Genomic DNA, 17,953 nt, shown 5'->3' on the forward strand with positions numbered 1-17,953 from the left:
GTTCAAATTAAAAACAGATGAAAACAGCAATTACATTCATCTTTATATTAGCTTTATCCGCTTGCAGTGCCAAGCCTGATAAGGTTGCCAATCTCTTTACAAAAGAGGAACGGGAGCAGTATGTAAACACTTTATCTTTATATCTTCAAGCAGATTCCGGCTTGATTGCAGAAAGGAATCAGTTCTTCCAATTCCTATTGAAACACATAGATGCAGAAGAAAAGGATTCTGCTTATTACATGGAGAACATAGCCCATGTGGATTCAGTCATTCATGCGGCTATTGGATTAGTGGAACAGGGCAATATGGACAATTTGCTTACTTTACTTGAACAGGAAAGATACAATATCTATGCACACCCGTGCAACAACATAGACAATGAGATTGCATTACACAATATGCTTATCCAACTCTATAACAAGGCTTATAAGGAGAACACGGATGAATACTACTCCAAAATTATAGATTTGGCAGAATACAGCAAACTTCATATTCTTGGATTGCTTGATAATGAGCAGTACATACCATATTACATACATAACCTGACTTCTTTAGTAGATTTATATATGTGTGCCAACCGTCATGCAGAAGCCATACGGACAGGCAAGGAGCTGTGCGAATTTACCAAGGATAAGAACAATAGCATACATATCAGGTGTGTCTTGTTATTGGGAAGCCTTTATAAAGAGTTAAATATGACAGAACAACAGGACAGTTGCATCAACAGCGTCAAGCATCTGCCTGAATTTGAAGCAATATATGATGATTATATGAAGCAATAAAAGTTGTCTGATTTTTTCCTGCCACTCTTAAAAGAAGAAATGAGATAAGTTGAATTTTAGACAGTAAAACATCATGAAAATAGTTCATATAGTTACTATGTTTTTAATTGCAATGGCTTTCCTTAACCTTACAGGATGCAACAGGGCAAGTAAGTCAAACGATGAAAGACAAATAGATATTACCCTTGAAAGAGAAAGTACCAATTTTTGGGGGCATGGTACACGTTCTTTTATTTCAAACAATTTACCAAACGGTTATAAGGTTTCTGTTTTCTATAAAGAAGAGGACAACTTGTGCATTTGGCATTTCCAGCGAGGAGACAGCATTGACAGATATATTGCTGGACATAGGTTGCCATTGTCACTAAGTTTTAAATGCAATGCTGCTCTTTATGATGAGAATTTGGATAAGCATTATGAGCCACTTGATACTACTCTGACACTAACCATTGATATTCCTATTGTCAAACAATTGGATATGGATGCTGCTGATGGCGACATCTGCTTCATGGATGTTAATTTTGACGGTCAAGAAGAGTTTATAATAGCCCATCCGGGATATAACCGTACATATTATGCCTGTTTTGATTTAGTGAATGGAGATGATTCTAATAGTGTTTGTCCCAGCTTTTTAACATCTATGGATGGTGAAGTGTACGGTAACTTGGTTGGTGGATTAAGTGGAAAAACAGAGTTTGACCATAAAAAGAAAATCATTCATGTCACAGAACAAATAGGCTGCTGTGAGAAAGTGGAAGCATGGGCTAAGCCTATCAAAGATATTGTGGATAATTCCATTGAAATTAGAATATTCAAGAAAGTAGAAAACGAGTATTGGATGAATGGAGAAGACCACATTATAACCTATCAATTAGTGAATGATTCTTTGAAACAAGTATCACATGAAATTATAAAATGACAAAAGGACATTTTTTGAAAGGAATCCAATTTATAGGGAGGAGTAGAAAAAAGTTCTCTATCTTTATAGTCTAATTAAAACGTTCAGATTATGTTCAAGTGGTTAAAGAAGAAAAAGACAGCCGTCCAAAAGAATGAAGTACGCCAAATGGCACTGCAAGCTCTTGTGCTACCTGAAATAGATATTGCAAAAGTGAAAGAATTTGCAATGAATGGTTGGGAACTTGGCGAAACACACGGTTTGCCTCATTGGCAAAGAGTGGAACGCAACGGAATCATTTTAAGTACAGAAATACGCAACGGGATTTCATGCATCCGTGAAGATATAAATATGAAGGTAGTCCGCATGTTCGCCTACTTACACGATAAGTGCCGCTTGAATAATGGAGCGGATTTGGAGCATGGAATTAGAGCTGCTGACATGCTCCCTTCTATCAGAAGTACCATACTGCAAGACCTTACAGATGAAGACTTTTCATTATTGGAAATTGCTTGCAGATTACATACGACAGAATTACGGACAGGAAACCTGACTGTTGACACTTGTTTTGATGCTGACAGGCTGGATTTGGAGAGGGTAGGCATTATTCCATTCCATAATAAAATGGCTACTGCGAATGGGAAATATTGGGCTATGCACTTAGACGAATTTCATCAAATAATATTTTCCTTACAGATAGCATTGCTGGAAGAACAGACTATAAAGAATCCATACTTAAAGAAGAATGTGGACGCAACAAAAATTCTAATTCATGAAACTATCTCAAACACGACTTAATATAATCTTCTATTTCTTTGGCGGTGACAGCATATACAGGTGCAAGTTGTTCAAAATGAGCATCCCTTGTGAAACGATTACCATTGGTCAGCATAGCAAGCAGGTTCTTGGATTTAAGCCGATGTCCTGAATAAGTAAGTGCCAAAGATATTAGTTCATGAATAGAAACGCCAGACTTTAGGATGGAGTAAATATCATAATAGTCACGAAAATTACTCCTGCGCAACATCACCTCCATCTTCATTGCTCCAATGGCTTTCACGTCAGCTAATCGTACATGATTCAAGTAATCCACAGGCTTATCAACCGGAGAATACTTGGGACAGGCATAGAAAGAGAATTTTACTCCAGCCATCACATACTCCACATGGTCTATATCCAAAATGTCTTTATGCTGGATTTCGCCAACAGTGGCAAGTTCTTTCTCTATCTGATGCCATGCCACTTCCATCTTTTCAGCTTTGGAAGTCCGCCATTTCATAAAGTCCAAATCTTCACTCCGACGTGTACCTATCTGCAAGGACAAGGCAGTACCACCCACCAAAAGATAGGGCTTGATGCAGTCTAATTTAGAAACTGCTTCAAAGATTTGTTGAGTGTGTGGTGCTAAACCTTTCATGCAAACATCTTATTGAGGTGACGGGTAGCCATAGACTTTATATAGGCATCCGGTTTCTTTGCTTTGAAATAGTACCAAGCAAAGAAGCGGTTCAACGTGTAGAGATATTCCTCTTGCGGAATAAGATAATCCAGCCATACCTGCTTTATCTTCTTAAAAGGATAAATCAGAAAAAGCTGGTTGATTTCATCCAAGTCAAGATGCAACAAGGTCTTTTCAATCAACATATCATCGGGAATATCCTTGATTGAATCCTCATTGTACGACCAAAAGCAATGCTCCTGCTTCAGCTTCGCCAACAGTTCTTGTTTGATTGCATCACTTGACATAACACATTCTTTTAGAATACTACAAAATTAGTGATTATTCCTATTGAGAACAAATAAAAAGGTGAGAATGTTGCGCATATCTTATCATCAGATTTATTCTATCTTGATTTACAGGAAAAAGTAAGTGCATCTACCTAAACAATAAGCCATTATCATTGCATAAACCCATAAGAATGACTATCTTTGCAACAAGAACGAATGTTTACCGCTGGTTTACCGATGCGTTCTTATAAGAGTTCATTAACAGGTTTGCAAACGCTTGCAAAGGACTTGTAGCTCAGTTGGTTGCATAGGAAAGCGCAGCTTTTCTATGCCGTAGAGAGCAACAGACTCATAATCTGGAGGTCCCAGGTTCAAGCCCTGGCTGGTCCACAAAGAAAATCAAGCACTTACGAGAAATCGCAGGTGCTTTTTTCTTTATTTGCGTAAACAATGCGTAAACAAACGGTTTGAGTTGGCTTTGTTTACGCATAGAATTTCCGTGAAACTCCGTGCAATCCTATAACACATTCACTAAGATATGTTGTTAGTGTGATGATACTTGGCGGTTAAATAAACTCAAATACATTCCATTTATATCTGATTTATAGAATAATATTGTATTTTTGTATCGCGTAATGCATTTGTGGCAAGCCATGACCTTGGTGGTGCTCTTTCTTGAAAAAGGAAAGTGAGTTTGCCAAACCATCGTGGGAGGGTTATTCCATTCCGATGAATCAATGCGTAGAGGGAGTGCCAGTCGGAGGGTACTCTATGACAAACGAAACGCGAGAGTTGCTTCAGGGGTTGAGACCGATTAGCATAAGCCCGGTTACCAGTCAGCGACAGAAGACAACGAGATTGCACCGCTGCATATAACGACAATGTTTTTATCCGTCTGAGGGTAGGGACTCTGTGGTTATATGCAGTGTTTTGTATATGTATGCCTCACATTGCAAAGCGTCTGTATTCAGAGGTTATGTTGAACATAAACAATGAATGCAATGGAAAAACTGACAAAGTCTCTGTCGCTTTTCAAGGAACGGAATTGTTCTGTTTCTATCGTGTTGGATTCACGCACTCGCAGGAAAAACGCGTGCGAGTTTCCGTTATCTCTCCGTTTCACGATAGACCGCAAGTGCTTTTATCTTACCGTTGGAAGTTCTTTCACAGAAAAGAAGTTCTCAGACATTTGTAATGCAACTAAATGCAAGAGTGAGAACTACAGACTTCAAAAAGAGTGGAAAGACACCTTTGTTCCCAAATACAAAGAAATTCTGATGAATTTGAACAAGGGCGGCATCCTGACTTTTGAAATGGTGCGTCAATGTATCATGGGCGATGGAACGGTGCTATCCCATGAGGGGACAACTACACCGCAATCCTTTATTGGTATATGGGAACTGATTATTCATGAGCTGCGCACAAACGATGGAGGTACGCGTTTTACTACGGCAGAGAGCTATGAATGTGCGCTCAAGTCATTCCGAAAGATACTCGGCACGGATATGGTCAAAGGATTCTGCATCAGTGCTGCGGAAATCCAAAAATGGAAAGAGGGCATGCACAATGGAGTAAAAGATAAGAACGGGGCGATAGTTGGGAAAATCAGTGATACAACAGCGGGAATCTATCTGCGTTGTTGCCGTGCTGTGTGGAATCGCTGCATACACGAAGGCTTCCTAAAAGACGTTCCTTATCCTTTCTCCAATAAGAAAGAGAAAGGGCTTGTGAGCATTCCCAAGAGTGCGAAGCGCAAGCAGAGCTTCTTGAACGTCAGTCAGATGACGGAACTATATAACCTTTTCGTCTCAAAGAAATATCCCGAACATTGGCCGGAAGAATATACCAAACGTGCTCATTACTCATTGGGACTGTTTCTTGCTCAATATCTATGCAATGGTTTCAATATGGCTGATGCAGGGCGATTGACTTACGATAACTATTATTACCAGACGGATGGCAAGGCTTTCCGTTTCAACCGAAAGAAAACTTCCCGAAGGAGTGCTGACGGTTCAGAGGTAATCGTTCCTATCATCCCTCCTTTACAATATGTGTTGGATGAAGTGGCAGCACCTCCTACCCGGGGTGGTTTGGTTTTCCCTCATATATTAAAAGGTGCGGAAACAGAAGAGTTGCGCCGTAAATATACCATGCAGGAAAACTCAAACGTAAAAGACCGTGTTATTAAAATATGCCATGAAGCACTACATTGGGACAAATCCATCTGCCCGTCCGGTACATGGTGCCGACACTCGTTTGCCACCAACCTGCATAATGCGGGAGTAGACATGGATTATATCTCTGAAAGCATGGGACACGCATCTTCAGATCATGCAATCACCCAAATATACATTGAGCATTATCCTCTGGACATACAAATGGAGAATAACTCGAAACTGTTGAATCTGGCAAAGACCTCTGAAAGGGATTTTTTATTGGCAAAACTGACTAGTATGTCGACAGAAGAGTTGGCTAAATTGTTTACACGACTATAAAACAGCTTGAAACATGTTCATAGAGAGAATAAAAGACTACTTCACAAGGAAGGATTGCGCTGATATGGCTATCCGTACTTGGAAATCTGCCAATGAAGAATTATATGCCGATTTCTGCAAACGTATGGATGCTGTAGGCAAGGGAAACTTATCTGTTTTGATGGATATGTGTCAGATGATGCAGGAATGTACGCCGCCAGAAGCCTTGATGCTGTATAATTGGCTTTCTGATTTCAGCGGTAAAAATGTACAGCATATCGCCAACCAACAATGGGCTGGCAAGTATACAGATATTATAGCCCATTGCATCACCAACAAACGGCTGTGGATAGGTGTCAACGTAAAAACGGGTACGGTAGAGCTGCTTACATCCCCAAAGTCGGAGTTACTGATGGTTCATTCCGAGACACCTATTGAAATTTGGAATCGTCTGCCCCAAGGAACGAAATCCTATTTGATAGGGCAATTGGATATACTTATGAGGAATAGCAAAGGATGCTATCTGTTGAGCAAGCTGGAAAGGAATATGGTGTACCAGTCCCTCGTGTATGTCTTCCGAATCATTTTCCTGTCCCATGCCGTATTTGTTGGCGAGATTATGGCAAACCTGTACGACTATATGATGGAGAAGAAGGAGGCTTTAGCTTATTGCATGTACTATTTCGTGGTATTTGACCACGGCCTTTCACGTATGGCTAAATTGCTCGACCGTATGCTTAACAGTGGAGAGGTTGACAATGGCGATATGATTCTGATAAAATCATGTGTTACCATACTTGTCAATGGAAGTATAGAGATGGGCACAGAAACCAAAGCGGATTGGGAAGATACAGTAGAAGCCTGTAATCCGGAAATCTGGAAAGAAGTGATGTTTGCCTTGCGAAAAGTCAAAGGCAGACGTGGGAACAAAAAGGTTATGCAATCATTGGATGATATCCTCGTTGGGAACAAGGAACGAATCAAGCAGGGCATCCACTCATTTCTTGAAGAGAACACAGAGGACATAAGCCTTGCTTATCTGTTGAAGTCGTTGGTTAATGCGGGTAGAATAAAGGCATCTACAAGATACATGACATTCCATCGTGCCATAGAACAATTTTCCAAAAGACATTATGGACACGATATACCACAGAAGCGATATGGCGAAATCAAGGATATGACTTTGGACTCACCACAAAAAGGAAGCAGTTATGCTAAGGCAAAACGAACAATAGACCGATGGACGAACTATTTTGCCAAGAACGGGTAGTTGGGAAATCCGGCTATTCGCAATACTCATCTGCAAACATCTGTTGGAAAACGGTCGGTAAAATTAAGCTATAAATAAACCGACCGATACGCAGAGTTTCATACACTACTTTTGCTTGTGATATCGGTTTTACAGAGTTGAACCGAGGCTTAAAATGTCTAATAACTAAACAAGTAAAAGTATGGAAGAAAGATTCAACCTCAACCAATTACTCCAAAAGCCTATTGCCATGATGACTGGCGAAGAGCTTTGCTTTCTCATTGAAAAATATGTAGAATCCACCGAGAAGTCCACATCCCAAGTGGCACCCAAGGGTAACTTCTATGGCATAGAGGGTATCGCCCGTGTGTTCGGATGTAGCGTACCCACGGCTAACCGCATTAAGAAGAGCGGCATCATAGATAAGGCTATCACGCAGATAGGTCGAAAAATCGTAGTGGACGCAGACCTTGCACTGTCTTTGGCAAAGGAATCAGGTGGCATCCGCATCAAGGAATAGCGATATGGAAGAGAATTGGAAAAAGAATCTGGCAACAGACAATAATGGGAACTTTACTCGCTCCATCAGCAACCTTAGACTCATTTTTACGCTGGACGAAAATTTGAGTTTGATAAAGTATGACACCTTTTGTCAAGACGATGTATGTTTCAGCCCTTTGTTTCGCAACGTCAATGGCAACAAGGTTGATGAGGAGTCAGCAGGAAAGATACAGGACTATTTAGAGAGAACATACAGATTACATCTGACACAGAATAAGGTATTCGAAATGCTAAAAACGACCTCTTCGGAACGGAGTTTTAACCCGGTACAGGATTTTATCACCCAAGAAACATGGGACGGATATCCTCGCATAGCTACGACCCTCATTGATTATTTGGGAGCGGAGGACACGCCGCTTGTTAAGGAACAGACAAAATTATGGTTCGTTGCAGCTGTTGCCCGGGTCTTCAACCCCGGTTGCAAGTTCGACAACGTACTGACTTTACCAGGTCCGCAAGGTATCGGGAAAAGCACCTTTTTCAAAACCATCAGTGGAAAGTGGTTCAACGATTCGTTCTCTTTTGCCAGTGGCGACAAGGAAAAGGTAGAAACCATAACCAATGGTTGGATTATTGAAATCAGTGAGTTGAACGGTTTGAAACGGGCGAATGACGCAGAGGCAGCCAAAGCTTTCCTGAGCCGTTGTAGTGACTATATGCGTCCTGCATACGGACATAAGGTTGTGGAGTTTATGCGGCACAATGTCTTTGCGGCTACAACCAACGAGACGAACTTTCTGCAAGGTGACAACGGAAACCGCCGCTGGTGGATAATTCCGGTTAAAGGCAATGGGCATGTTTCAGAATGGCTGGATGCACTGCAACATGTTGTCCCTCAGCTTTGGGCAGAAGCATACGCCTATTATCGGCAAGGAATGAAACTTTACTTGACACCAGATATGGAAATTCAAGCTAACGAAGTACAGGTGCAACATTCCAATATTCTTGTTGACCCCATCATGGAAGATTTGGAAATGTATCTGGAACGTGAGATTCCCATCCAATATGCAAGTTGGACTATCCCCATCCGACTGGCTTATCAAAAGGGAGCATATTCAGAGCCAAATTCAACAATGACCACACTCAACATGGTTTGCGCCCGGCAAATTATAGAGGAAATGCCTAATGATTTGGTCAGACGTAATCCAGCCAAATACACTTCGCAATATATCAACCGTTTGATGTCCATGATTCCTAATTGGAAACGGAGTGATCAGGAAAAAGTCAAAGGCTTGCACCCTGCCTATTGCGACAAGACCGGACGGGTAAAGCATCCGTGGGTGAGAGTGGACGCACCAAGCGAAGAGGTCAGTCCTGCATTACCAAGTGAACAGGATTTGCCATTCTAAATTTTGAACTAAGGGAAAAGAAAAAGCATCTGTCCCTTTGTCCCTCTTTCCCCCTCAAAAAGGATGAAAACAAAAGACAGATAAAAAAGAAAGTTATAAGAAACGCTTGGGACATGGGACAAAATAATTGAAAACATGAGAAAGGAAGAACTTATCAAACAACTCCAAGAGCATGAACCGCTACTGGCAAATGCGGTCAGCCACATGGTGGAGTATATTCAAGACCGTTACCCTGCAGCATACCCAAGTAAGGTACAGACCGAAGCTGTGAACGACTATCTGCGGAGCGTCTATGCAGATGGAGACGGTAGCATGTCGGAGCAGAACTGCGAGCACCGTCGTATCGCTTCGCAGAAGATTACCATTGCTGCCATCCGTGTACTGGACAGCCGCCAGCTTGACAGACTGCAAGGCATACTTGACCATATCGCATATGACAGAGAGTATTATATGCCGGAGAGAAGATGCGGAATACACCGTTGACTTTCTCTTTTGGCTGCACCACTTATAAAATATCTTCAAACAGACAGATGATGAAAACAAACTTGAACTATTGTATAGTGCTTTCAGCAGAGCAACTTGCTTATCTGGCAGGGAGCAAATACGGCATTGACCGTATGAAGATTCTGCACCTACTGATTGAAGCGGCAGTATTAAAAGAGACCGAGTACGCCATAAAAGGCTTCTCCACGACTTTGCAAGTAGGGCAAGCCGTTCTTTCAGAAGTGGATTTGTCCAGCAAGTTGGGCTACGATAAAAAGACCATATCCCGTGTGCTTGACAAGATGAACCAGTTGGGAATTGTCGCATCCACACAGAGTAATCGGACAAGCATCCATACACTGAAATGCATATCGGCGTGGATGCAGGATGGCAGCCGCATTGATAACCCTTTCTATGTCCGGCTGAAAGACAGGCTTGATGAAAGAGAGAATCCCCCTGCTATATCAAATGAATGTAAACAGTCTTCTCCCTTTTTCCCTTTCCCTTCTGTTTCAGTTTCCCCACAGATTGTGGCAACGGAAAATTCCGGCGGAGACATTCCGGCTGACAACCAGATATAGTTGCATCTGAAAGGTGGTGTGTCCGAAGTTGTTGTATGCAGTATTGCAAGAAGTTCCTATGTCGCACAAATTCGCTTCGCTCATTCGTACCACATAGGCATATTCCGGCAGTCGCAAGCTCCCACCGTGCTGACCTTTTTTGATTTATGTTTCACCCATAGCATTACAAAAGCATGAAGAAGAAAAAGAATATCGACAAGGAAGTTGATGAAGACAACGACAAGAAAGTCGTGAGACGTACCCTGCGGCTTGAAGCCAGGGTAACGGAACAGGAATATATCCAAGCAGCAGAACTTGCCAAGACATGCGGCTTATCCATAAGCGACTACGTGCGCCGCACCGCCTTGGGACAACACCCACGGCAACGGTTGTCTGACCGTGAAGTGGAAGCCTTGTGCAGCTTGACGGATGCAAGGGGCGACCTTATCCGTATTGCAGCAGCTGTGAAATCCATCCAAGCGGACAAACGTGCCATGTATTTCAGTGATACCCGATTTGTAGAACAATGGATGAGAGCTGCTACTCAACTTATAAATCGCTGGAGCCAGATAGAAAATTACCTCACTGAATAAATTCCCCATTCGTTATGATAGCAAAAGCCTCTACCATATCGCATGGTGCAAATGCCATAAGATATTCTGTCAACAAGGAGAAAGCGGATATAGTCAAAGCCAATCTTTTGCCCGATGATATCTCACCGGAAGCGATGTACGGACGGATGATGCTCGTACAGAGAAAGTTTGCCGAGAATATCAACAAGGGCAGACCGCTTGGCAGAAATGTGATAAGAATTGAGATTTCCCCATCCGAAGAAGAAAGCCGAGGATGGACAATGGACGATTGGGCAAGTTTGTCAAATGAGTTCATCCGCGTGTTTGATTCAATTGACCTCTCAGGCAAAACCAAACGGGCTTCTTCAAAGCAGACCAATCTCAAAGGCTCACAATACATAGTCGCCCTGCATCGTGATTCCAAAAGTGGCATTCTTCACTTGCACATTGACGCCAACCGTGTGGACATGGACGGAAAAATCAATGACAGTCATAAAATTGGCGAAAGGGCTGTCATGGCTGCGAACATCATCAACGAGAGACGGGGGTGGGTGCAGTCTGAAGAAATAGGCGTCCGGCATAGACAAGAAATTTCAAACTGTTGTATGGAAATACTCCGCACGATGGACAAATTCAGTTGGCTGCAATACGAAGCGGAACTGGTGAAACGAGGCTACAAAGTACACCTGCAAGAAAAAGAAGGTGGAGGAGTTTACGGTTATTCCATCAAACGTGGCAATTCCATTTATAAATCGTCCTTGTTGGGTGTCGGACGTAATCTGATTCCATCAAAGATTGAAGCTACTTGGGCAAAACTGCATCCGTTGGAAAGGAAATCCGAGCCGACAAAACCGATTTCCCAACAAACACGGACAGCCAATATGACTTCTGCTATACAGCCTACCCCTCTACAATCTGCTATGAAGCATTACAATATAGCGACAGTCGAATATCACAAATTCCATGTGGAGATACCCGAAACCGCAGATACAATTATTCGGCAAAATTGTTCTTTGGAGGAAGCCCATCCGTTGGCTAAGATTGAGGAGATACAGCACACTGCTCTTTTGCTCTTCGCCGGATATTTGGATGCTGCCACAAGTATGGCGGCTTCAAGTGGCGGTGGCGGTTCTGAAATAGGTGGCTGGGGACGGGACAAAGACGAGGATGAACTTGAATGGGCACGCCGTTGCGCACGGATGGCAAACAGTATGTGCAAACGCAAGAAAGGACTTCACAGATAAACGAATCATTAATAGACAAGAATCATGGGAATTGGCAAATCAAGAATCACTCCATCAATAGATGTTGATGATATGTTGGAAAAGGCAGAAATTAGTCATGAAATAGAGGCTGAAAAGCAAGATGCCGACAAGCGACTTGCGGAAGTGCGTGAAGCAAAGGATGCATTGGTAAAAATCCATCAAGACCTTCAAGACGCTATTAAAGCAGAACGTGATGCAGCAATGACGTTGAAGGCCGCTGTTGATAGTTCGGACAATGTCATCAACGATATTTGCAATGCGATTGTAAAAGCAGAACGAGACACGCAGTTCAAGGCAACCATAAAGTCGGAGCATCTTGCCCAGCTTCAAGAACTCTTGAACCAAGCTGTCAAAGCATGGAAAACCGTATTGGAGAATCACCACTCTGAACAAATGAAGATGCTAACGGAGCATGAATCCAATATGCGCAAACTTCTTAGGCGGAATGAAGGCATTTGGTTCTCAGATTTCTGGATGAAAGTATTGATGATATTTTTGTTTGTTTATACGGTAGCATTGGGGCTGGTTGTATATTGTGTCACATGAAATATCATGTGCGATGCCATACAGTATGAACGATTTCGGCCCTTGTTTTTAACTTGCCTGCAAATTACCGGCAAGTTAAAAATAGAATAATACTATCTGATTTTCAAGATACTATACATGTCAAATGACACTTTTGCAAGTTGCAAGCAAGTTAAATTTTCTCCAAACATGGGCAAACCTCATATCTCTGTAGGGATTATAATTTTGAAATAATACCACAATGATATTCTTTAATATTGTTAAAAATGATATGAATCCCTACTGTTTGAAGATCGGAATTGTAACGCCTTTTCTACAAGTTAAGTTCTACTTGAAGACTATTTGAAACGTTTTCTTCCGTCATCCTTCAAATCAATTTGACCTACTATATTTAGTTGTGGTGCAGAGATTTTCTACTTTTCAATGCTATCGCTATATTTTTTTAATTCTGGTATATATCTACACCCTTCTTTTATATATTCAACATATTGCGCCAACACTCCGAGAAATTTAAAATAATAAAGCGATTCCAAAGGAATTATTTTGGCAATAATATCATTTTGCCATTGGCTTTGAGAACTTCCGCGATGATTCATGTTGCGGCATTGATAAATGCCTTTAAGCAGATACTTGATTTCACGAAATGAAGTATTATCGCTAAACTTCAACATTGCCTTGTAACCCAAGAAATATACAATTGTGTTAATTTTATCTATTGCATATTGCTCGTGCAATGATATGCTTGCTTTTTCAGAAGCATTAGGATAGAACAATAATTCAGCAATTGTATAGCCATCGTCATATCTGTCACCTATAGATGATTTTCCTTTACTCAAATATGCAGGGCATCCCCACATTTTTTCTGCGATATAAGATAAGTCACTTCCCTCCTCGCACAATTTGTTAGTCATATATTCTATCTGTTGATAAAGTGCCAAACAAAAGTCTCTGAAATTATCCTTTCTCCTGAATGACTCCATCCGGATAAAATCTCCAATCAAAGTATCCTTTATAGACTGCAAAGGAAAGTCTTTATAAAATTCTTCGGCTTGCTTTCTTATGATTTCCTCAATGCAGTACTCGTAAATTTGGTTTATACGTTCATCGCCTAACAAAACAGAATTTGCGGAAGCTACATTCAGTCGCTTTCGCAATTCCATATCAAACTCGGCATTTTGCTGAGTTAATCTTGTTATTTTGTCTATCGTAGACATTAACTTATCGTCCATATCAAATGCCTAATAGTAAGTCTAAATCATTATTCAATTCGTCAATGTCAACAGGCTTCGGTTTGAACACTGTCACTTTATCAAGTAAATGTATGAGCCAGAATTGTTCTCCTCTAAAATTCTTACAACATGAGATAGCCAGCTTCTCTTTTTGTTGTTCATCATCAGGTGTCACATCCTTGTTAATTGATGCAACTTGATGCGTTTCTCCCATTCTGAACGTGGCATATCGTTTATTACCATCTTTGTGAAAGATAGTGATATTTGTATTTTTATCTTTCTCAAATTCCAAGATAGGAAAAGACTCAATATAGGAAATGCCATAAGAATTAGTTTTATCTGGACCAGAATCTCTATTGACAAGTTCTTGAAATTTTGTATAAAGTTTTATATATACAGAATCGGTGTCGCCTTTTACCATCTTCAAGTACAGGAGTTTCCCATCGAGCACATTGGTCAGTTCTGGATTACCTTTCTTTATATGTCCCTTTTCCGCTTTATACTTTGGAAAGAATCTAGACATAGCTGCCGAGTACCCATACTTATCCCATATATAAAGTAAGCTTCTAATTTCGCGGACATACTTCTTCGTAACATTTAGTTTGTCGCTAACAATAATACCAGTTACTTCCTGGCGACTTCCAAGTTTCTGCAATCTCGTTTTGGCTTCATTTATCATAAAGCCCTGAGTATTTATAATGCGAATAAGTTCCTTTATAAACTCACTATTTTTTGAATAGACATAATGCATAGAACTGAATGTGATATCATCTGCATATCGGGTGTAACGTAGTCCAAAACGCTTAGCCAGTCCTGCTAATCTGCGATCTAACGTGTCACAAATCGTATTGGTAATGACAGGTGATGTCGGAGCGCCCTGTGGCAATACATACATGAATTGTTTGTCCAAATCGTATCGTTTGGTTTCTAGGGGTTGCTCCCGTTTAACCCTCATGGAACATAGCCCCGAAATCAATAGTGCTATTTGGGGCGAAAAGTTGAAGGGCTCCAAAGTCAGGCGTTTCATCACCCGTCCTTGTTCTACACTTGGAAAGAAATCTTTTAAGTCAATGTTGAACACATAGTTCTGGTTTCTATGAACTGCAGCGTTAGTCACAACAGAACGCTTTTCTGTAAATCCCATGGCATAATCTGAGGGGGTGTAAATGGCTTTCAGAATCTCATTTACTGACCTCAGAAGCATCATGAAACTCCGATTGCGCGGTGTCGTAATAAGGCGGAAACCACCAGACTTCTTCTTTATTTTGAATTGACGATAACGATGGAATGCATGATTGGGGTTGCAATAGTACAAAAGTTGCTTCATCGTAAATGGATAAAATTTATCTGCATCAAAACCCGATTCACGAATCTCATCCTGCTTAATGCGATTGAGCAGTGCCAACAGGTCTTCCCTTGTTGACATCTGTGATGCAATCTGTACTATTTCCGTTTTATCCATTTGCTTTATCTTTTAAATAAGAGGCGATCTCTGAGGTTTGGGCTGAAATGTCTTTTCTTTATGTAATATAAAATATAATATACAACATATAAAATATCATCATAATAATATAGTAAAAGTACAACGTACTACAGTGCAATACGTTAACGTACTAACATTGTTTATCTCCATGATTCCGAAGAACAAGGAGACATCCGGGCAAATACGCCGGACGAAATTCAAAATTCCGTTTCAGCTTCCAAACTTATCAAAGACCGCCTCATCTTGTTTTCTATTGCAAAGGTACTAAATATTCACGAAGTCTATGTTCGCACTACTTGTTGTTTTCAGTTTTTGGAATAAAATACCCTAAGAATTCTAATCCTTTCTCATTTCGAATCATAAAATCGTGAATAGTAAATAGACAATCTGATAATTGAGAGGTTCTATTATCACGCAGGTCAATGTTGATGTTCTGTATCTTCTGAAGCCATTTATGGCAGAGTTCGTTTATCTTGTCAATGAAATATTCGTCAGTTATATTTGCAAGCTGACATCCTTTTATGAGATCCTTAATTTTTTTAGCTGCAAACAAAGTTACAATAAACTCTCCGGTCCATTTTACGGTTTTTTCTTGAATGAATGAACTTTTAATAAAAATCTCCTTTTTAGATAGAATATTGTCGATTTCCTCAATGTACGATATAGAAGATGATGAACATTGGGTGGGGTCAAATCCTTTTGATATGGAGATTATTTTCTCAAATAGTTTTTTCCAAGCATAATGTTCAACATCTAATGTCATAATGCTACTATTGTTGAGAACGAAGAATTTAGACTTGTCAAAATCGAGCAATCTTTTTCCGTCCCGTTCAACAATGGCCTTCATATAGGTCATACTGCCGTATCCGAAGTTTGTCTTAATCTTGATTGAAAGATTATCCTTTGGAATTTGCACTTCTCTCTCCCAAAAACCTTTATAGCCATGAGGAAGGAATAAAATTTCTTCTTCAGGGACGAAGTAAATAGAGGATACGTACAAACCTTTCGATTCAGAATAGCATAAACAGATCGTGTGTTCAGATTTGATTTCCTCCCAAATTGCAGTATTTGTTCTACCCATAGTAATCCGTACTTAGAATTAAATACCGTTTGACTTTAAAATAAAAAACGTTGGTTCGTTTTGGTAACCAACCGAAGAACAGCCTCACTCATATTAGCAGAATCAATTCGTATCACACTGCTGTCCTCTTCAAGAATTTGACGATTCAAATCATACATTGCAATATCGTGATGCTTACTGTCATTATAGATAACGCCACGTTTGATGCCATAGGACTTTGCCTTTTCCATGGCATGTCTCGAACCACAGTCATTTCCTAAGTTATTAGGAGCATAGCTTGCAGATAAAAGTACGGCATCAGAGAATAAGGCTTGTAACCTATCTCGGACAACAAATCTGCTCACCATGTCATTTCGACTTTTGGGAGCTTCGTAATATTCACTAATAAGCAATCCTCCTGCTTCGACAATTTTTTCAGCAAGTTCTACATTCTCCTTAGGTAAGATACTGTCAAGAGTACTAGGCAGAATGGCGATAGTTCTAGCACCTTTCTCCAAAGCTGTTTGATGAGCAATTGAGTCACAACCAAGAGCGAGACCACTCACTATTGTTGCATTGTGTTTTATGATTTCTGACGTAACCATTCTCTCAGTCAGTTCAATCTTTTCATCAGGATTAAGGACTCCTATAACAGCAATATTCAAATTATCTTTGCTTAGTAAGCTTATATTACCTTTATAGAAAAGCGCAAAAGGCTTGTCTGCAGGTTTCACGCTTCCGCGCAAAGAAGGGAAATTAGCATCACCGATTGCGACAAGACCATCTGCACAATTTCCAAGTTGGTTGATGGCAGATTCTATTCTTTCCCGCTTCTTCATAAACTCATATTCATGAGTCTCTAAAAGGTGATATAAAATAGATAAGTCTTCGTTTCCACGTAAATTTTTATCTATCCACGCAGGCCCCTTTTGAGGAAAGGTACGAACAGTTAAAATATTTAATGCATTTTCCGAGTATTTCATATACAAAGTTTTTTCAAAATCTTGACAATGTTTTGCCGATAGAGTAAAAAATGACACTTCTCGCACCTTTGTCTAAAAGGGCTTGAATGCAATCTTCGTCAATGTTAACGGTCTTAGTGTAAAGATCGTCAATTAGCAATACATCTTGCCCGATTACATCGTCCGAAATATTACACGTATCTTTTGTTATACCAACATAAGGCAATTCACCTGCTCCCCCATGACCACTACGAGCCAAATGCGTTGTGGCGGTATCAGTGTGTCTGATAATATCATGTGTACCATCTATAAAGCCATTCAATTGTTGTGTCACTAATTGGATTGTGGCTCTTAAGTATAGTTGATTACAGCGATACGAATTTTCTCGTTTTGATCTAGGAATGACACAAACACGAAGATTTTGTTTCCCACTAAGACGCAGGATCTCAGGCAAGTCGACTTTCAAAATTTGAGTAAGTTTGTTTATTGCATTATTCAGAATTTGCTGTGGATATGTCGTGATATCATTCTTAAAAGTGCAGATTAGATTTTCAATGGTACCAGGCACGCGCCAGTTACCACCACCTTGGTAATCACCATGATAAAAAGCGATTATATCTTGCTTGAGAGCTTTTTCGACACCACCTTCTCTTTTACGACAAAGGCTGGTTCTTGACTGAATTACAAACTGTTCCATACTGTTCAAAATTCTACTTTGATGATTTTATCTATATTGATACCATTAGTAACTGCCTCTGAGGTAGAAGTCTCTT

The 17,953-nt window shown here is 40.4% G+C and carries 19 protein-coding genes and 1 tRNA gene; 13 read left to right on the forward strand and 7 right to left on the reverse strand.

The window, feature by feature from the left end; all coding sequences use genetic code 11:
- Positions 1 to 17: 17 nt before the first annotated feature.
- The 3 genes from BACSA_RS10725 to BACSA_RS10735 all read left to right on the forward strand — a co-directional run bounded on the left by BACSA_RS10725 (position 18) and on the right by BACSA_RS10735 (position 2,478).
- A complete protein-coding gene (locus tag BACSA_RS10725; protein WP_013618126.1) occupies positions 18 to 782 on the forward strand; it encodes a hypothetical protein in 765 nt (254 codons plus the stop codon).
- 73 nt (positions 783 to 855) lie between these two features.
- On the forward strand, positions 856 to 1,701 hold the full coding sequence (locus BACSA_RS10730; RefSeq protein ID WP_013618127.1) for a hypothetical protein: 846 nt from the start codon (positions 856 to 858) through the stop codon (positions 1,699 to 1,701).
- A gap of 90 nt (positions 1,702 to 1,791) precedes the next feature.
- Positions 1,792 to 2,478 (forward strand): hypothetical protein, encoded by a 687-nt coding sequence (locus BACSA_RS10735; RefSeq protein WP_013618128.1) that lies wholly within the window; start codon positions 1,792 to 1,794, stop codon positions 2,476 to 2,478.
- Here BACSA_RS10735 and BACSA_RS10740 read toward each other — a convergent pair.
- Positions 2,459 to 3,097 carry a nucleotidyl transferase AbiEii/AbiGii toxin family protein gene (locus BACSA_RS10740; RefSeq protein WP_013618129.1) on the reverse strand — a complete coding sequence of 213 codons (639 nt, stop codon included), beginning with the start codon at positions 3,095 to 3,097 and terminating at the stop codon, positions 2,459 to 2,461. The two genes, BACSA_RS10735 and BACSA_RS10740, sit on opposite strands and share 20 nt — an antisense overlap.
- Positions 3,094 to 3,426: a hypothetical protein gene (locus tag BACSA_RS10745; protein WP_013618130.1), complete on the reverse strand. Its 333-nt coding sequence runs from the start codon at positions 3,424 to 3,426 to the stop codon at positions 3,094 to 3,096. Before BACSA_RS10745 ends, BACSA_RS10740 begins: the two co-directional genes overlap by 4 nt.
- 266 nt (positions 3,427 to 3,692) lie before the next feature.
- On the opposite strand from BACSA_RS10745, the gene BACSA_RS10750 reads away from it, so the two are divergent.
- From BACSA_RS10750 to BACSA_RS10795, 10 genes are all read left to right on the forward strand, one after another.
- Positions 3,693 to 3,798, forward strand: a tRNA-Met gene (locus tag BACSA_RS10750).
- A gap of 611 nt (positions 3,799 to 4,409) precedes the next feature.
- On the forward strand, positions 4,410 to 5,903 hold the full coding sequence (locus BACSA_RS10755) for a tyrosine-type recombinase/integrase (RefSeq protein WP_013618131.1): 1,494 nt from the start codon (positions 4,410 to 4,412) through the stop codon (positions 5,901 to 5,903).
- A gap of 13 nt (positions 5,904 to 5,916) precedes the next feature.
- Positions 5,917 to 7,152 (forward strand): DUF6043 family protein, encoded by a 1,236-nt coding sequence (locus BACSA_RS10760; protein ID WP_013618132.1) that lies wholly within the window; start codon positions 5,917 to 5,919, stop codon positions 7,150 to 7,152.
- A gap of 181 nt (positions 7,153 to 7,333) precedes the next feature.
- Positions 7,334 to 7,651 (forward strand): DUF3853 family protein, encoded by a 318-nt coding sequence (locus BACSA_RS10765; RefSeq protein WP_013618133.1) that lies wholly within the window; start codon positions 7,334 to 7,336, stop codon positions 7,649 to 7,651.
- A 4-nt stretch (positions 7,652 to 7,655) separates the two neighbouring features.
- Entirely contained in the window at positions 7,656 to 9,041 is a 1,386-nt protein-coding gene (locus BACSA_RS10770) for a virulence-associated E family protein (protein WP_013618134.1), read from the forward strand.
- Between the two features lie 135 nt (positions 9,042 to 9,176).
- Positions 9,177 to 9,524 (forward strand): hypothetical protein, encoded by a 348-nt coding sequence (locus tag BACSA_RS10775; RefSeq protein ID WP_013618135.1) that lies wholly within the window; start codon positions 9,177 to 9,179, stop codon positions 9,522 to 9,524.
- A 50-nt stretch (positions 9,525 to 9,574) separates the two neighbouring features.
- Entirely contained in the window at positions 9,575 to 10,105 is a 531-nt protein-coding gene (locus BACSA_RS10780) for a hypothetical protein (protein ID WP_041584367.1), read from the forward strand.
- Between the two features lie 173 nt (positions 10,106 to 10,278).
- Positions 10,279 to 10,677 (forward strand): plasmid mobilization protein, encoded by a 399-nt coding sequence (locus tag BACSA_RS10785; protein WP_013618137.1) that lies wholly within the window; start codon positions 10,279 to 10,281, stop codon positions 10,675 to 10,677.
- A gap of 14 nt (positions 10,678 to 10,691) precedes the next feature.
- On the forward strand, positions 10,692 to 11,900 hold the full coding sequence (locus tag BACSA_RS10790; RefSeq protein WP_013618138.1) for a relaxase/mobilization nuclease domain-containing protein: 1,209 nt from the start codon (positions 10,692 to 10,694) through the stop codon (positions 11,898 to 11,900).
- A gap of 24 nt (positions 11,901 to 11,924) precedes the next feature.
- The gene (locus BACSA_RS10795) at positions 11,925 to 12,467 is read left to right on the forward strand and encodes a hypothetical protein (protein ID WP_013618139.1); all 543 of its coding nucleotides are present in this window, start codon (positions 11,925 to 11,927) and stop codon (positions 12,465 to 12,467) included.
- Between the two features lie 392 nt (positions 12,468 to 12,859).
- Here BACSA_RS10795 and BACSA_RS10800 read toward each other — a convergent pair whose 3' ends face one another.
- The 5 genes from BACSA_RS10800 to BACSA_RS10820 form a co-directional block, all read right to left on the reverse strand.
- Positions 12,860 to 13,675 carry a hypothetical protein gene (locus BACSA_RS10800; protein WP_041583997.1) on the reverse strand — a complete coding sequence of 272 codons (816 nt, stop codon included), beginning with the start codon at positions 13,673 to 13,675 and terminating at the stop codon, positions 12,860 to 12,862.
- A 1-nt stretch (position 13,676) separates the two neighbouring features.
- Positions 13,677 to 15,137 carry a reverse transcriptase domain-containing protein gene (locus BACSA_RS10805; protein ID WP_013618142.1) on the reverse strand — a complete coding sequence of 487 codons (1,461 nt, stop codon included), beginning with the start codon at positions 15,135 to 15,137 and terminating at the stop codon, positions 13,677 to 13,679.
- A 313-nt stretch (positions 15,138 to 15,450) separates the two neighbouring features.
- Positions 15,451 to 16,239 (reverse strand): hypothetical protein, encoded by a 789-nt coding sequence (locus tag BACSA_RS10810; protein ID WP_013618143.1) that lies wholly within the window; start codon positions 16,237 to 16,239, stop codon positions 15,451 to 15,453.
- Positions 16,240 to 16,274: 35 nt separating this feature from the next.
- Positions 16,275 to 17,201, reverse strand: coding sequence for a DNA-processing protein DprA (locus tag BACSA_RS10815; RefSeq protein ID WP_013618144.1), 927 nt, complete (start codon positions 17,199 to 17,201; stop codon positions 16,275 to 16,277).
- Positions 17,202 to 17,214: 13 nt separating this feature from the next.
- Entirely contained in the window at positions 17,215 to 17,877 is a 663-nt protein-coding gene (locus tag BACSA_RS10820) for an amidophosphoribosyltransferase (RefSeq protein ID WP_013618145.1), read from the reverse strand.
- Between the last annotated feature and the right edge of the window lie 76 nt (positions 17,878 to 17,953).

The organism is Phocaeicola salanitronis DSM 18170, from assembly GCF_000190575.1.
GTDB lineage: Bacteria > Bacteroidota > Bacteroidia > Bacteroidales > Bacteroidaceae > Phocaeicola > Phocaeicola salanitronis.